Origin of the sequence: Streptomyces sp. NPDC049687 (assembly GCF_044465285.1) — a bacterium.
In the GTDB taxonomy this organism is placed as follows: Bacteria; Actinomycetota; Actinomycetes; order Streptomycetales; family Streptomycetaceae; genus Streptomyces.
Genome location: NZ_JBITLN010000001.1, coordinates 165,019 through 179,812 on the forward strand (window position 1 = coordinate 165,019; position 14,794 = coordinate 179,812).

The window sequence follows — 14,794 nt, forward strand, 5'->3', positions numbered from 1 at the left end:
GGTGAATGAGCCGCCCGCTGCTGTACCTCGACGTCGACGGCCCCCTCAACCCGTACGCCGCCAAGCCCGAGCGGCGTCCCGCCGGCTATACGACGATCAGGGCGGCCGTACGGCCGGGGCGGCCGCTGCGGGTCTGGTTGAACCCCGGGCACGGCGCGGCCCTGCTCCGCCTCCCGTACGACCTGTGCTGGGCCACGACCTGGATGGCCGAGGCCAACCGCTGGATCGCGCCCGTGGTGGGACTGCCCGAGCTGCCGTACGTCGACTTCGGCGCGGTTCTTTTCGCCCAGCGGCCCGACGGGGTGCACTGGAAGACGGAGACGCTCGTCGAGCACGCGGCGGGCCGCCCCTTCGCCTGGGTGGACGACGAACAGTCCCCCGCGGACACGACGTACGTCACCGCCCGCCATCCGGGACCGGCCCTGCTCCACCACGTGAGCCCACGGCTGGGCCTGCGGGACGGCGACTTCGAGACCCTGTCGCGGTTCGCGAACGGGCTGGGCGCGTGACGCCGTCGGCGTCGGGCTGTACGACGAAAGCGCCCTCCGGCCGGTGGGTGGTGGCTGGCTGGAGGGCGCTTCGGCTCGTGATCAGTTGTGGCTGTGCAGGATGTCGTTCAAGCCGCCCCACACCGCGTTGTTCGGGCGGGCCTCCACCGTGCCGGTGACTGAGTTGCGGCGGAAGAGGATGTTGGAGGCGCCGGAGAGTTCGCGGGCCTTGACGATCTGGCCGTCGGGCATCGTGACGCGGGTGCCCGCGGTGACGTAGAGGCCGGCCTCGACCACGCACTCGTCACCGAGCGCGATGCCCACGCCGGCCTCGGCGCCGATGAGGCAGCGCTCGCCGATGGAGATGATGACGTTGCCGCCGCCGGAGAGCGTGCCCATCGTGGAGGCGCCGCCGCCGATGTCCGAGCCGTCGCCGATGATCACGCCGGCCGAGATGCGGCCCTCGACCATCGAGGTGCCGAGGGTGCCGGCGTTGAAGTTCACGAAGCCCTCGTGCATGACCGTCGTGCCCTCGGCGAGGTGCGCGCCGAGGCGGACGCGGTCGGCGTCGGCGATGCGGACGCCCTTGGGGGCGACGTAGTCCGTCATGCGGGGGAACTTGTCGATGGACGTCACCTGGAGGTGCAGGCCCTCGGCGCGGGCGTTCAGCCGGACCTTCTCGACGTCGTCGACGGCGACCGGGCCGAGTGAGGTCCAGGCGACGTTGGCGAGGTGGGCGAAGATGCCGTCCAGGTTCTGGCCGTGCGGCCGGACCAGGCGGTGGGAGAGCAGGTGGAGGCGCAGGTAGACGTCGTGCGCGTCGAGCGGCTTGGCGTCCAGGGAGGCGATGACCGTGCGGACCGCCACGACTTCGACGCCTCGGCGGGCGTCGGGACCGATGGCCGCGGTCGCGCCGCCGCCGAGGAGCTCCGCGGTCTGTTCGGCGGAGAGGCGCTCGGTGCCGGAGGGGCCGGGGTCGGCCACGAGCTCGGGGGCGGGGAACCAGGTGTCGAGGATCGTGCCGTCGGCGGCGATGGTGGCGAGGCCGGCGGCCACCGCGCCGGTGGTGCTTGGAGCAGTCGTGTCGGTCATGAGGGAAACCTAACCGGATGGGGCGTTCTGAGGCTAACCAGCGGGGGGCTGTCTCAGGTGGCGGGCTGCCACAGCTCGATCCGATTGCCGTCGGGATCGGTGACCCATCCGAAGCGGCCGACGCCCTCCATGTCCTGCGTCTCTTCGGCCACGTCCGCCCCCTTGGCGCGCAGTTGCGCGAGCATCGCGTCCAGGTCCCGGACCCGGAAGTTGATCATGGTCCGCTGGGCGGGCGACCCGAAGTACTCGGTCCCGGACTCGAACGTGGCGAACACCGTCGGTCCGGCTCCCTGATGCCACAGGCCGTTCTCATCGGCGTCCAGACCCAGGCAATCGCGGTACCACGCGCTCAGGGCCGTCGGGTCGGAGGCGCGCATGAAGTATCCACCGATGCCGAGCACACGTTCCATGCCGCCATCTTGCCAGGACGGCGATCCGGCGGGCCGGCACCACACCATCGCGCGCTTCACCCCCCGCCGCCATCGCGGGGGGAGCTCCGGGCGACCGGCTGCGACATACCGCCACGGCCCGCCCCCGCCCTCTCCCGGCTTTCCCGGCTCTCCCGAGTGGGCGGCCTGCGTCGCGTGCAGAGAGCAGTACGGCGGTTCCCGCCGTGGCGGCCAGTGCCGCGCACAGGGGCCAGAGGATGGCGGGGCTCGTTTCGTAGAGGGTGCCGCCGACCGGGGCCGCCAGGACCACGCCGCTGATCGACACGCCTGCGTACAGCAACTGGAAGCGGCCCTGGACGTGGGGTGGCGCCTCGTCGGCCATGTAGGCGGTGGCCGTCGTCTTGTACAGCAGTTCACCCAGGGTGAGCAGGATCATCATCGTCACCGCCGTGGTGACGCTCGCGCCCGGCAGCAGGGTGCCGTAGCCCGCGCCCACGAGGAGGAGCCCGGTGCCCACGATGCGCAGGGGCGCGTGTCGGCGCAGGGCCAGGGCCGCCGGGAGTTCCAGGAGGAGCAGCACACCGCCGTTGACCGCCAGCAGCGCCCCGTACACCCCGGTGTCCATGTGGTGGTCGGCGAGGAAGAGGGGGAACGTGGAGTACTGCTGCCGGTAGACGACGTCGGTCACGAGGATCGCGACGAGCAGGACCAGCACCGACGGCCGTGCGCGCAGTTCGGGCCAGAGGCCGCCCTTCTCGCGGGGTGGCCGGTTGCGGGGCGCCACCCTGGCGGGGACCACGCGGGCCGTCCAGGCGGCCAGTCCGAGGCTGCCGACGCCTTCGGCCAGGTAGAGCCAGTCGTACGACAGTCTGGACGCGACCAGTGCGCCGAGGACGGGGCCGATGGTGAAGCCGCCGTTGGCCGAGGCCCGCACCAGGGCGAAGGCCTGGCGGCGGGTGCCCTCGGGGACGATCACCGCCACCAGCGCGGAGTTGGCCGCGCGCTGCACCCCGGAGACGTACTGGGCCAGGGGGAGGGTGAGGAAGAGGGCGGGGGTCGGGAGGAGGGGGACAGCGGCCAGCAGGAGGCCGCCGGTGGCCGCGGCCACGAGGAGGACGCGACGGTGGCCCAGGTGGTCGCCGTACCAGCCGCCGGTGAAGTTGCCGGCGACCAGTCCCGTACCGCCGAGTCCGACCAGCAGGCCCGCCTCGCCGGGGCTCATGCCGCGTGGGCCGGTCAGATAGAGGAAGACGAAGACGAAGCAGACGCTGACCGTCATGTTGACGAACGTCCCCGCCGCCAGCAGCCACACCGTGCGCGGTAAGTCCCGCAACCCTCGCACCCTTCCCCCTCTGCTAAGTTCCCTTTGGGAACTCACTATGTCGGCATGGCAGCCTCGGGGTCAACGGAGAAAGGAGGCCCGCCATGGCCCGCCGGACCAGCCTTGAGGACTCCACGTGTGCCATCGCGCAGGCTCTGGACGTCGTGGGTGACTGGTGGACGCTGCTGATCGTGCGGGACAGCGCGCGGGGTGTGCACCGGTTCGACGCGCTGCAGCGTGAACTCGGGCTGTCCCGGAAGGTGTTGACCGAGCGCCTGCGGCTGCTGGTGGAGGCGGACGTGCTGGTGCGGGTGCCGTATCAGGAGCGGCCCGTGCGCTACGAGTACCGGCTCACACCTCGGGGGCGTGCGCTGTTGCCGGTGCTGGTGGCCCTTCAGGACTGGGGGGACGCGTGGGTGTTGGGGGACGGGGTCACGACGGCCACGGGCGCGGAGGCGTCCGCCGAGGGGCGGCGGGTGCACTCGCTGGTGGGTACGCGGGTGCCCGAACTGCAACTCGTCGACGACCGGGGAGCGTTGCGCGATCCGGTGGACGGCGGGGCTCCGTACACCGTTCTGTACTGCTTTCCCGGCGCCTATGCGCGGGGCGACGCCTACCCCCCGGGGTGGGCGGACATCCCCGGGACCACGGGGTGCACGCTGGAGTCCTGCACGTATCGGGACCGGCTGCGGGAGTTCCGGGCGGCGGGTGCCGCCGTGCACGGGGTGTCCACGCAACGGGCGGACGAGCAGCGGGCGTTCTCCGAGAAGGAGGGGCTCGGGTTTCCGCTGCTGTCGGATGCCGAGCTGTCGCTGATCGGGGCGCTGCGGCTGCCCACGTTCCGGGCGGCCGGCGCCAGCCGGATGAAGCGGCTGACGCTGGTCGTGGACCGCGAGCGGGTGGTGCGGGACGTGCAGTATCCGGTGACGGACGTCGTGGGGAGCGTGGAGGCCGCGCTCAGCGTGGTGCGCTCGGGGGGATGAGGCGGGCCAGCATCTCGCGGGCGTACCTCTCGTCGTAAGGGGCGTCCGTGAGCAGGACCTGGAGGCAGATGCCGTCCATCAGGGCGACCAGGGCCCGGGCGGTGGCCGGGTCGGTGCGGCGGGCCAGCAGGGTGGCCAGGTCGTCGGCCCACTCGGCGGCCACCGGACGCAGGGCGGGGCGGCGCAGGGCGGCCAGATAGAGCTCGTACTCCAGTTCCACGCCGGTGCGGTCGCCGGCCAGCCATTCGCCGAGCCAGCCGGCCAGTTCGGCGGGCAGGTCGGCCAGCGGGTCCGAGAGGCCGCCACGGGCCGCGATCGCCTTGGCGAAACCCTCGTTGGCCTGACGCAGGGCGGCGACCATGAGGTCGTCGAGGGTGCTGAAGTGGTAGGTCGTCGAGCCCAGGGGGACGTCCGCCTCGGCGGCCACGGAACGGTGGGTGAGGCCGGCCAGGCCCGTCGCCCCCACCACGCGGATCGCCGCGTCGATGATCCGTTGCCGGCGCTCGGGATCGTAGCGGCGGGCCATCAGTGCGCGCCGCCGAGGTTGAGGACCACCACTCCGCCGACGATCAGCACGATTCCGGCGATCTTGGTGGCGGTGAGGACCTCGCCGAAGAGGGCGAGACCGAGGACGGCGATCGTCGCGGTGCCGACCCCGGACCAGATCGCGTACGCCGTGCCGATCCCCACGGACTTCAGGGTCTGGGCGAGCAGCATGAAGGAGACGGCGTAGCCGGCGGCCGTCAGGAGGGTGGGCCAGAGCCTGCTGAAGCCCTCGCTGTACTTCATGGCGGTCGTCGCGGCCACCTCGGCGGCGATGGCTCCGGAGAGCGTCAGGTATCCCATGTGTACGAGCGTACACAACGGCGGCAGCGATGCGTACGCGCGTACACAAGAAAGGGGGAAGGCTGCGAAAGCGTTATCGAAAGCGCTCAGCGAACGGCTGAACGCGAGCCACGGGTTCCACTACTGTTTCACCGTTCACACACCGGGCCATCGCAGCCGCGGCCGCCGTCGGCGCCGCTGGAGGAACAGCGCATGCCAGAAAACAAGTCCCGGCCGCCCCAGGATCAACCGTGGGAGAACGGCTGGGCCCCGGACACCTCCCGGGCTCCCGGAACCCGACGGCTCTGGCTGGCCGGCGCCCTCGCCGTGGCCACCGTCATCGCCTGTGTCACGGCGATCGTGGTCAATGAGCAGGGCTCTGACGGCCAGTCGGACGCCCGTGAGGGGCGGACCACGTCCGACGACGCGACCTCGGACGGGCTGATCTCGTTCGCCACGCCCTCGGCGAGCGCCGCCAGTTCGTCGGCCGGCGGTCACAAGAGCGGCAAGAACGCGGCCAGTACGTCCCCGCCCGCCTCGGCCTCCTCGTCCGCCGGCGCCGGCAGTGCGAAGCCGCACACCTCGGCGAAGGCCTCGGCTTCCCCGACGAAGGGGCCGTCCAGTCCGACGTCGTCCGGTGACGAGCGGTCGGTGCAGGCGGTCAACTACCCGGACGGCTACTGGCATGTGAGCGGCGGTCTGGTGGAACTCGACGCGCCGCGCGGCTCGGAGTCCCGCGAGGACTCCACCTTCACCGTGGTCAAGGGGCTGTCCAACAGCTCCTGCCTCACGTTCAAGACGCATGACGGCAAGTACCTGCGCCATCGCGACTTCGTCCTGCGCGCCGAACGCAACGACGGCTCCACGCTGTTCAAGCAGGACGCCACCTTCTGCACCGGATACTCAGGGGTGTCCGGGGCGGTGCTGCTCTCGTCGGTGAACTACCCCAACTACGCGCTGCGCCACAAGGACCGCCAGCTGCGCCTGGACCCGTACGGCTACACCACGACCAATCGCCAGGACTTCTTCTTCCGCCTCGTGGGCGGGCTGAGCTGAGACGCACGAAGAAGCGGCGGCACCCCGTCAAGGGTGCCGCCGCTTTCGTGTGCGGGGATCTCAGACGTTGAAGCCGAGCGCGCGCAGCTGCTCGCGGCCGTCGTCGGTGATCTTGTCCGGGCCCCACGGGGGCATCCAGACCCAGTTGATGCGCAGCTCGTTGACGAGGCCGTCCGTGGCGGACTTGGCCTGGTCCTCGATGACGTCGGTCAGCGGGCAGGCCGCCGAGGTCAGGGTCATGTCGACGGTGGCGATGTTCGCGTCGTCGATGTGAATGCCGTAGATCAGGCCCAGGTTCACGACATCGATGCCCAGTTCGGGGTCGACGACGTCCATCAGGGCCTCGCGGAGCTCCTCCTCCGAGGCCGGCTTCATTTCGAGGGTCTCGCTCATGCCGTCTTCCTTTCGGCGTCGGCTCCGCCCAGGGCCTGGGCCGTCGCGTCCTTCCACGCCATCCAGCTGAGGAGGGCGCACTTCACCCGGGCGGGGTACTTGGAGACACCGGCGAACGCGACCGCGTCCTCCAGCACCTCCTCCATCGCGTCGTCGGGCTCGATCCGGCCCTTGGACTGCATCAGCTCCAGGAACGTCTCCTGGATCTTCTGCGCCTCGGACAGTTCCTTGCCGACCAGCAGCTCGTTGAGGACGGAGGCGCTGGCCTGGCTGATGGAGCAGCCCTGGCCCTCGTAGGAGACGTCCTCGATCTTCGTGCCGTCGTACCTCACGCGAAGGGTGATCTCGTCACCGCACGTCGGGTTCACGTGGTGCACCTCGGCGTCGCCATCCCTGAGACCACGCCCGTGCGGGTTCTTGTAGTGGTCCAGGATGACTTCCTGGTACATGGAGTCCAGCTTCACCTTTCAGCACGCCCTTCAGCCGAAGAAGTTCCGTACGTGCTCCAGGCCGTCGACCAGTGCGTCGATCTCGGCCGGCGTGGAGTACAGATAGAACGACGCTCGCGTGGTCGCGGGAATTCCGTACCGGAGGCAGACCGGGCGGGCGCAGTGGTGGCCCACGCGGACCGCGATGCCCTGCTCGTCCAGTACCTGGCCCACGTCGTGCGGGTGGATGTCGCCGAGCGTGAAGGAGATCGCCGCTCCCCGGTCCTCGGCCGTGGTCGGGCCGATGATCCTGAGATCCGGGACCTCGCTCAGCCTCTGCACCGCGTACTCGGTGAGCGCGTGCTCATGGGCGAGGATCTTGTCCATGCCGATCGACTGGAGGTAGTCGATCGCGGCGCCGAGACCGACCGCCTGGGCGATCGGGGGCGTACCCGCCTCGAACTTGTGGGGAGCGGGCGCGTAGGTCGAGGAGTGCATCGACACCGTCTCGATCATCTCGCCGCCGCCCAGGAACGGGGGCAGGTCCTCCAGGAGCTCCTGGCGTCCCCAGAGGACGCCGATGCCCGTCGGACCGCACATCTTGTGGCCGGTGAAGGCCACGAAGTCGGCCTGGAGCGCCTGCACGTCCAGCGGCATGTGCGGCGCGGCCTGAGAGGCGTCGATCAGGACCAGGGCGCCGACCTCCTGGGCGCGGCGGACTATCGCCTCGACCGGGTTCACGGTGCCCAGGATGTTGGAGACCAGGACGAAGGAGACGATCTTCGTCTTCTCGGTGATGATCTCTTCGATGTTCGAGAGGTCGAGGCGGCCGTCGTCCGTCAGACCGAACCACTTCAGCTTCGCGCCCGTGCGCTGCGACAGCAGCTGCCACGGCACGATGTTGGAGTGGTGCTCCATCTCCGTGATGACGATCTCGGTCTCGCGGTCCACCCGGTAGGGCTCGTCGGCCCAGCCGAGCATGTTCGCCACGAGGTTCAGCGACTCGGAGGCGTTCTTGGTGAAGATCACCTCGTCGCGGCTGGGCGCGTTGATGAACGTGGCGACCTTGTCGCGCGCGCCCTCGTACAGCGCCGTGGCCTCCTCGGCGAGCACATGCACACCGCGGTGGACGTTGGCGTTGTAGCGCTCGTAGTACTCGCTCAGGGCGTCCAGCACCTGGCGCGGCTTCTGCGAGGTCGCCGCGTTGTCCAGGTACACGAGCTTCTTGTCGTCGTGGACCAGCCGGTCCAGGACGGGGAAGTCCTTACGGATCGCCTCGGTGTCGAGGAGGCCCGGCAGCTGTGTCACTCGGATGCGCCACCCTTCGTGTAAGCCTCGTAGCCCTCGTTCTCCAGCTTGTCCGCGAGCTCGGGACCGCCGGACTCGACGATCTTGCCGGCGGCGAACACGTGGACGTGGTCGGGCTTGATGTAGCGCAGGATGCGCGTGTAGTGCGTGATCAGCAGCGTGCCGACCTCGCCGGTCTCTCGGACGCGGTTGACACCCTCGGAGACGATACGAAGGGCGTCGACGTCCAGACCGGAGTCCGTCTCGTCGAGGATCGCGACCTTCGGCTTGAGCAGTTCGAGCTGGAGGATCTCGTGGCGCTTCTTCTCACCGCCGGAGAAGCCCTCGTTGACGTTGCGCTCGGCGAAGGAGGGATCCATGTTGAGGCGCTCCATGGTCTCCTTGACCTCCTTCACCCAGGTGCGCAGCTTGGGGGCCTCACCGCGGATGGCGGTGGCGGAGGTACGCAGGAAGTTGGAGACCGAGACGCCGGGGACCTCGACCGGGTACTGCATCGCCAGGAACAGGCCCGCGCGGGCACGCTCGTCGACGGACATCTCCAGGACGTCCTCGCCGTCGAGCAGCACGGTGCCGCTGGTGATCGTGTACTTCGGGTGACCCGCGAGCGAGTAGGCGAGGGTCGACTTGCCGGAGCCGTTGGGGCCCATGATGGCGTGCGTCTCGCCCTGCTTCACGGTGAGGTCGACGCCCTTGAGGATCTCCTTCGTGGCGTTGTCGGCCTCGACGGTGACGTGCAGGTCTCGGATTTCAAGCGTTGCCATGGTGGCCTCAGGACTCCTGGGTGAGGGAGACGAGTACGTCGTCCCCTTCGATCTTTACGGGGTATACGGGGACGGGGCGCGTGGCGGGAAGGCCGGACGGCTTGCCGGTGCGGAGGTCGAACGAGGAGCCGTGCAGCCAGCACTCGATCTGGCAGTCCTCCACCTCGCCCTCGGAGAGCGAGACGTTCGCGTGGGAGCAGATGTCGTGGATCGCGAACACCTCCCCCTCGGTCCTCACGACCGAGACCGGCGTGCCATCGAGTTCCACCCGCTTCGGGGTGTCCTCCTCCAGCTCGCTCAGTCCGCAGGCGCGTACGAAGGGGGCCGTCGGCCCGCTCATGACACGATCTCCAGCTCGGTCTCGATCTTGGCGAGCAGGCGCTCCTGGATGTCCGGGACGCCGATCTGCTGGACCAGCTCGGCGAAGAACCCGCGGACCACCAGGCGGCGGGCCTCGTCGGCCGGGATGCCGCGGGCCATCAGGTAGAAGAGCTGCTCGTCGTCGAAGCGGCCGGTGGCGGAGGCGTGGCCGGCGCCGACGATCTCGCCGGTCTCGATCTCCAGGTTCGGCACCGAGTCGACGCGCGCGCCGTCCGTGAGGACCAGGTTGCGGTTCATCTCGTAGGTGTCGGTGCCCTCGGCCTTGGCCTCGATCAGCACGTCACCGATCCACACGGCGTGCGCGTCGTCGCCCTGCAGGGCGCCCTTGTAGACGACGTTGGACTTGCAGTGCGGGACGTTGTGGTCGACCAGCAGACGGTGCTCCTGGTGCTGGCCGGCGTCGGTGAAGTACAGGCCGAACAGTTCGGCCTCGCCGCCGGTGCCGGCGTACTGGACGCGCGGATGAAGCCGTACGACGTCACCGCCGAAGGTCACGACGACCGACTTGAAGGAGGCGTCCCGGCCGACGAGCGCGTTGTGCTGGGCCACGTGGACGGCCTTGTCGTCCCAGTCCTGGACGGAGACGACGGTCAGCTTGGCGCCGTCCCCGAGGACGTAGTCGACGTTGGCCGCGACAACGGCGTCACCGGTGTGGTCGATGACGACGACGGCCTCGGCGAAGGCTCCCAGCTCGATCACCTGGTGGCCGAAGGACGTGCCGCCGTCGCCGTGCACCGCGATCCGGATGGGCTCGGTGAGAACCGTCTCCTTGGGGACGGTGATCACGCCGGCCTTCTCGAACGCCGAGTAGGCCTGGGCGGCGATCCGGTCCACGGGGGTGCCGGCCCTGCCGAGGCGCGCGTCGCCGCGGTCGACGATCTCGACGGTGACGCCCTCGGGGGCCTCGACCGCGACCCTGACGCCCTCGCCGGTCGCGACGGCGGTGCCGTCGTGCAGACCGCGCAGGCGCTCCAGCGGGGTGAACCGCCACTCCTCCTCGCGGCCGTGCGGGACCGGGAAGTCCGCCACGTCGAAGGACGGGGGCGCGCTCATGCGGGTGGCGACGGTCGACTCGGCGGCGACCGCGATCGCGCCGGCGGTGGTGCTGCCCACCGGGATGTTCTGAGCCTCAGCCATGGCTGTCGGTTTGCTCTCTTCCTACGTCAGAAATTCTGCGTGCTGCCAGGGGGCGGGCGTCAGCCGACCGCGCCTTCCATCTGCAGCTCGATCAGCCGGTTGAGCTCCAGCGCGTACTCCATCGGAAGTTCCTTCGCGATGGGCTCGACGAAGCCGCGCACGATCATCGCCATCGCCTCGAACTCGCTCAGACCCCGGCTCATCAGGTAGAAGAGCTGGTCCTCGGAGACCTTGGAGACGGTCGCCTCGTGGCCCATGGACACGTCGTCCTCGCGGACGTCCACGTAGGGGTACGTGTCGGAGCGGGAGATGGTGTCGACGAGCAGCGCGTCGCACAGCACGTTGGACTTCGAGCCGTGGGCGCCCTCGCCGATCTCGACGAGACCGCGGTAGGAAGTGCGGCCGCCGCCGCGCGCCACGGACTTCGACACGATGTTGGAGGAGGTGTTCGGCGCCATGTGGACCATCTTGGAGCCGGCGTCCTGGTGCTGCCCCTCGCCGGCGAAGGCGATGGAGAGGGTCTCGCCCTTGGCGTGCTCGCCCATGAGGTAGACGGCCGGGTACTTCATCGTCACCTTGGAGCCGATGTTGCCGTCGATCCACTCCATGGTCGCGCCCTCGTAGGCGACGGCGCGCTTGGTGACCAGGTTGTAGACGTTGTTCGACCAGTTCTGGATGGTCGTGTAGCGGCAGCGGGCGTTCTTCTTGACGATGATCTCGACCACGGCGCTGTGCAGCGAGTCCGACTTGTAGATCGGGGCCGTACAACCCTCGACGTAGTGCACGTAGGCGCCCTCGTCGACGATGATCAGGGTCCGCTCGAACTGGCCCATGTTCTCCGTGTTGATGCGGAAGTAGGCCTGGAGCGGGATCTCGACGTGCACGCCCTTCGGCACGTAGATGAAGGAGCCGCCCGACCACACGGCGGTGTTCAGGGCCGCGAACTTGTTGTCACCGGCGGGGATGACGGTCCCGAAGTACTCCTTGAAGAGCTCCGGGTGCTCCTTCAGCGCGGTGTCGGTGTCGAGGAAGATGACGCCCTGCTCCTCCAGGTCCTCGCGGATCTGGTGGTAGACGACCTCCGACTCGTACTGGGCCGCGACACCGGCGACGAGGCGCTGCTTCTCCGCCTCCGGGATGCCCAGCTTGTCGTAGGTGTTCTTGATGTCCTCGGGCAGGTCCTCCCAGGACTCCGCCTGCTTCTCCGTGGAGCGCACGAAGTACTTGATGTTGTCGAAGTCGATGCCCGAGAGGTCCGAGCCCCAGTTGGGCATGGGCTTCTTCTCGAAGAGCTTCAGGCCCTTGAGACGGAGCTTGGTCATCCACTCCGGCTCGGACTTCTTCCCGGAGATGTCCTTGACGACGTCCTCGTTCAGGCCGCGCTTCGCCGCCGCGCCGGCCACGTCGGAGTCGGCCCAGCCGTATTCGTACTTGCCCAGACCCTCGAGTTCGGGGTGGGCAGTCTCCGTGGGGAGAGTCATGCGGGGTTCCTCCCGGCCGTGCTAGCAGATGCGGTGTGGCTCTGATGATGGGTCTGGGAAATCTTGGGGATGAACGTCGTGCAGACGCCGTCGCCGTGCGCGATGGTCGCCAGTCGCTGGACGTGCGTGCCGAGCAGCTGGGAGAAGATCTCGGTCTCCGCCTCGCAGAGCTGCGGGAACTTCTCCGCGACATGGGCGACGGGGCAGTGGTGCTGGCAGAGCTGCTCGCCCTTCTGGGGGAGGGGCGCGCTGCGCGCCGTTGCAGCGTACCCGTCGGCGCTCAGGGCCTTGGCCAGGGCTTCGGTCCGCTCCTCGGGGGCGGCGGCCTCGACGGCCGCACGGTACGCGGCGGCCTGTTCGGCGATCCTGGCACGGGCGAAGGCGACAACCGCCTCGTCCCCGCCGAAGCGCTCCTGGATCCAGCGCAGGGCGTCCGCGGCGAGCTTGTCGTAGGACTGGTCGAAGGCGTCCCGGCCGCAGTCGGTGAGGGCGAAGACCTTCGCGGGGCGCCCGCGGGTCCGCGCTCCGTACACCCGCTGCTCGCGGGCCTGCACGACGTCGTCGGCGACCAGTGCGTCCAGGTGGCGGCGTACGGCGGCGGGGGTGAGGCCGAGCCGTCCGGCCAGTTCGGTCACGGTCGACGGCCCGTGGTCCAGGATGGACCGCGCGACCCGGTTGCGCGTCGAGCGGTCCGAACGCAACCCGGCCGCGAACTCCTCCTGCGGGGTCCCACCGAGGGTCTCCCGAGCCGCGCCGACGTTTTTCACAACGCCATTGTTGCGTAATTCCTCGGAGGCAGGCAAGCCGCGCCCCGGCGACCCGACGGTGCCCTGCGTCACTTAGGCATACCTAAGCTGACCTGCGGAAAGGATCTTCGCTCGATCACGACTGCGACAGGACACTCGCCTCCCCGCCCCTGTCGCGGGATACTGCCCAACCATGCCCACACCCCCTCCGACCGGCCCACTTGTCACCCGCGACAGCCTCGCCGCACAGCTGCGGACCCTGGGTGTCGAACCGGGAGAAATCCTCCTCGTCCACTCCTCCCTCAGCTCACTCGGCTGGGTCTGCGGAGGCGCCGTCGCGGTCGTCCAGGGACTCATGGACGTTCTCGGCCCCGACGGCACGCTCGTGGTGCCGACCCAGTCCGGCGACCTGTCCGATCCGGGGGTGTGGAGCAATCCCCCGGTGCCCGAGGAGTGGTGGGGGACGATCCGGGCCACCATGCCCGCCTACGACCCCCTCGTCACCCCCTCCCGAGGGGTCGGCGTGATCCCGGAGACCGTGCGCACCTGGCCCGGCGCCTTGCGCAGCGCGCACCCCCAGACCTCCTTCGCGGCGCTCGGAGCGCGGGCGGCGGAGGTCGTGGACGGGCACGCCCCGGACTGCAGGCTGGGCGAGCGCAGCCCGCTGGCCCGGCTGGAGAAGCTGGGTGCGCGGGTGCTGCTCCTCGGCGCGGGATACGACACCTGCACCAGCTTTCACCTGGCCGAATACCGGATCCCCGGCGCGCTGGTCGAGGTGGCCAGGCCGGGGCCGGGCGGCTGGGAGGTGGTGACCGAGGTGTCGATCACCTCGGACCGCTTCGACGAGCTGGGCCATGATTTCGAGCGGGACCGTTCCGTCGTACGGGGGAAGGTGGGCGCCGCCGAGGCCCGGCTGTTTCCGGTCGCGGACGCCGTGGCCTACGCCGAGCGGTGGCTGGCCCTGCACCGGCCCGGTGAGGAGTAGGACCCACCGGTGTGGCCGGTTCGCGTACCCGCCGGTCTGAGCCCCCACCGGCGAACCTAGACTCTGGACCCATGCGAACTGAGCCTGTCGTCCGGGTCCAGGCCCTGGTGAAGCGGTACGGGACGAAGACCGCGGTGGAGGGCCTGGACCTGACGGCCCGGCCGGGCGTCACCGCCGTCCTCGGTCCCAACGGCGCCGGCAAGACCACCACGATCGAGACCTGCGAGGGGTACCGCAAACCGGACTCCGGCACCGTGCGCGTCCTCGGCCTCGACCCGGTGGGACAGGCCTCCGAGCTGCGCCCCCGGATCGGTGTGATGCTGCAGTCCGGAGGCGTGTACTCGGGTGCGCGGGCCGACGAGATGCTGCGGCATGTCGCCAGGCTGCACGCGCATCCGCTGGACGTGGACCCGCTGATCGAGCGGCTCGGGCTCGGTTCCTGCGGCCGGACGACGTACCGGCGCCTGTCCGGCGGCCAGCAGCAGCGGCTCGCGCTGGCGATGGCGGTCGTGGGCCGCCCGGAACTGGTGTTCCTCGACGAGCCCACCGCCGGACTCGACCCGCAGGCCCGCCGCGCCACCTGGGACCTGGTCCGGGACCTGCGCGCGGACGGCGTCTCGGTCATCCTGACCACCCACTACATGGACGAGGCCGAGCAGCTCGCCGACGACGTGGCGATCATCGACGCGGGCCGGGTCATCGCCCAGGGCTCCCCGGAGGAACTGTGCCGCGGCGGCGCCGAGAACACCCTGCGCTTCACCGGCCGTCCCGGCCTCGACGTCGGCTCCCTGCTCAAGGCCCTGCCCGCCGACTCCTCCGCCGCCGAGCTGACGCCGGGCTCGTACCGGGTGATGGGCAAGGTCGACCCGCAGCTGCTGGCGACGGTCACCTCGTGGTGCGCGCAGCACGGGGTGATGCCGGACCGGATCTCGGTCGAACGGCACACCCTGGAGGACGTCTTTCTCGAACTGACCGGCAAGGAGCTGCGCTCGTGACCGCCACAGGCACCCACACCCCCCG

The 14,794-nt window shown here is 69.9% G+C and carries 18 protein-coding genes; 5 read left to right on the forward strand and 13 right to left on the reverse strand.

The genetic code is table 11. The features are described 5' to 3' along the window. Window positions 1-5 precede the first annotated feature (5 nt). Window positions 6-509, forward strand: coding sequence for a hypothetical protein (locus ACIBVL_RS00780; RefSeq protein ID WP_399089559.1), 504 nt, complete (start codon window positions 6-8; stop codon window positions 507-509). 81 nt (window positions 510-590) lie between these two features. Here ACIBVL_RS00780 and dapD read toward each other — a convergent pair whose 3' ends face one another. From dapD to ACIBVL_RS00795, 3 genes are read right to left on the reverse strand one after another with little or no spacing between them, the layout of a single operon-like run. Then, window positions 591-1,580: a 2,3,4,5-tetrahydropyridine-2,6-dicarboxylate N-succinyltransferase gene (dapD, locus tag ACIBVL_RS00785; RefSeq protein WP_399089562.1), complete on the reverse strand. Its 990-nt coding sequence runs from the start codon at window positions 1,578-1,580 to the stop codon at window positions 591-593. A gap of 53 nt (window positions 1,581-1,633) precedes the next feature. After that, window positions 1,634-1,990: a VOC family protein gene (locus ACIBVL_RS00790; RefSeq protein WP_399089565.1), complete on the reverse strand. Its 357-nt coding sequence runs from the start codon at window positions 1,988-1,990 to the stop codon at window positions 1,634-1,636. Then, entirely contained in the window at window positions 1,890-3,311 is a 1,422-nt protein-coding gene (locus ACIBVL_RS00795; RefSeq protein ID WP_399089568.1) for an MFS transporter, read from the reverse strand. The genes ACIBVL_RS00790 and ACIBVL_RS00795 overlap by 101 nt, the downstream gene beginning before the upstream one ends. 83 nt (window positions 3,312-3,394) lie before the next feature. Here ACIBVL_RS00795 and ACIBVL_RS00800 point away from each other — a divergent pair, with 83 nt between their 5' ends. Then, window positions 3,395-4,273, forward strand: coding sequence for a winged helix-turn-helix transcriptional regulator (locus ACIBVL_RS00800; protein ID WP_399089571.1), 879 nt, complete (start codon window positions 3,395-3,397; stop codon window positions 4,271-4,273). Here ACIBVL_RS00800 and ACIBVL_RS00805 read toward each other — a convergent pair. Both ACIBVL_RS00805 and ACIBVL_RS00810 read right to left on the reverse strand, forming a co-directional pair. Continuing rightward, a complete protein-coding gene (locus ACIBVL_RS00805) occupies window positions 4,248-4,799 on the reverse strand; it encodes a TetR/AcrR family transcriptional regulator (RefSeq protein WP_399089574.1) in 552 nt (183 codons plus the stop codon). The genes ACIBVL_RS00800 and ACIBVL_RS00805 overlap by 26 nt on opposite strands. Continuing rightward, complete coding sequence (locus ACIBVL_RS00810; protein ID WP_399089577.1) at window positions 4,799-5,119, reverse strand: DMT family transporter; 321 nt, start codon at window positions 5,117-5,119, stop codon at window positions 4,799-4,801. Before ACIBVL_RS00810 ends, ACIBVL_RS00805 begins: the two co-directional genes overlap by 1 nt. Before the next feature lie 192 nt (window positions 5,120-5,311). Between ACIBVL_RS00810 and ACIBVL_RS00815 the strand changes: the two genes are divergently transcribed. Then, complete coding sequence (locus ACIBVL_RS00815) at window positions 5,312-6,154, forward strand: AbfB domain-containing protein (protein ID WP_399089580.1); 843 nt, start codon at window positions 5,312-5,314, stop codon at window positions 6,152-6,154. Window positions 6,155-6,214: 60 nt separating this feature from the next. Here the strand turns inward: ACIBVL_RS00815 and ACIBVL_RS00820 are convergent, their stop codons facing one another. Genes ACIBVL_RS00820 through ACIBVL_RS00855 form a run of 8 tightly spaced genes read right to left on the reverse strand, consistent with a single transcriptional unit; the run spans window position 6,215 to window position 12,810 of the window. Beyond that, on the reverse strand, window positions 6,215-6,547 hold the full coding sequence (locus ACIBVL_RS00820; RefSeq protein ID WP_399089583.1) for a metal-sulfur cluster assembly factor: 333 nt from the start codon (window positions 6,545-6,547) through the stop codon (window positions 6,215-6,217). Then, window positions 6,544-7,011, reverse strand: coding sequence for a Fe-S cluster assembly sulfur transfer protein SufU (sufU, locus tag ACIBVL_RS00825; protein ID WP_399089586.1), 468 nt, complete (start codon window positions 7,009-7,011; stop codon window positions 6,544-6,546). Before sufU ends, ACIBVL_RS00820 begins: the two co-directional genes overlap by 4 nt. 15 nt (window positions 7,012-7,026) lie before the next feature. After that, complete coding sequence (locus ACIBVL_RS00830; protein ID WP_399089589.1) at window positions 7,027-8,283, reverse strand: cysteine desulfurase; 1,257 nt, start codon at window positions 8,281-8,283, stop codon at window positions 7,027-7,029. After that, window positions 8,280-9,044, reverse strand: coding sequence for a Fe-S cluster assembly ATPase SufC (gene sufC, locus ACIBVL_RS00835; RefSeq protein ID WP_399089592.1), 765 nt, complete (start codon window positions 9,042-9,044; stop codon window positions 8,280-8,282). The genes ACIBVL_RS00830 and sufC overlap by 4 nt, the downstream gene beginning before the upstream one ends. Before the next feature lie 7 nt (window positions 9,045-9,051). Beyond that, window positions 9,052-9,384: a non-heme iron oxygenase ferredoxin subunit gene (locus tag ACIBVL_RS00840; RefSeq protein ID WP_399089595.1), complete on the reverse strand. Its 333-nt coding sequence runs from the start codon at window positions 9,382-9,384 to the stop codon at window positions 9,052-9,054. Next, window positions 9,381-10,562, reverse strand: a complete 1,182-nt coding sequence (gene sufD / locus ACIBVL_RS00845) for a Fe-S cluster assembly protein SufD (protein ID WP_399089598.1) — start codon at window positions 10,560-10,562, stop codon at window positions 9,381-9,383. The genes ACIBVL_RS00840 and sufD overlap by 4 nt, the downstream gene beginning before the upstream one ends. Window positions 10,563-10,621: 59 nt before the next feature. Next, the gene (sufB, locus tag ACIBVL_RS00850; protein ID WP_399089601.1) at window positions 10,622-12,043 is read right to left on the reverse strand and encodes a Fe-S cluster assembly protein SufB; all 1,422 of its coding nucleotides are present in this window, start codon (window positions 12,041-12,043) and stop codon (window positions 10,622-10,624) included. Further along, window positions 12,040-12,810, reverse strand: coding sequence for a helix-turn-helix transcriptional regulator (locus ACIBVL_RS00855; protein WP_399089604.1), 771 nt, complete (start codon window positions 12,808-12,810; stop codon window positions 12,040-12,042). The genes sufB and ACIBVL_RS00855 overlap by 4 nt, the downstream gene beginning before the upstream one ends. Window positions 12,811-12,982: 172 nt before the next feature. Here ACIBVL_RS00855 and ACIBVL_RS00860 point away from each other — a divergent pair, with 172 nt between their 5' ends. Further along, window positions 12,983-13,774 (forward strand): aminoglycoside N(3)-acetyltransferase, encoded by a 792-nt coding sequence (locus tag ACIBVL_RS00860; protein ID WP_399089607.1) that lies wholly within the window; start codon window positions 12,983-12,985, stop codon window positions 13,772-13,774. A 71-nt stretch (window positions 13,775-13,845) separates the two neighbouring features. After that, entirely contained in the window at window positions 13,846-14,769 is a 924-nt protein-coding gene (locus ACIBVL_RS00865) for an ABC transporter ATP-binding protein (RefSeq protein WP_399089610.1), read from the forward strand. Window positions 14,770-14,794: the final 25 nt, after the last annotated feature.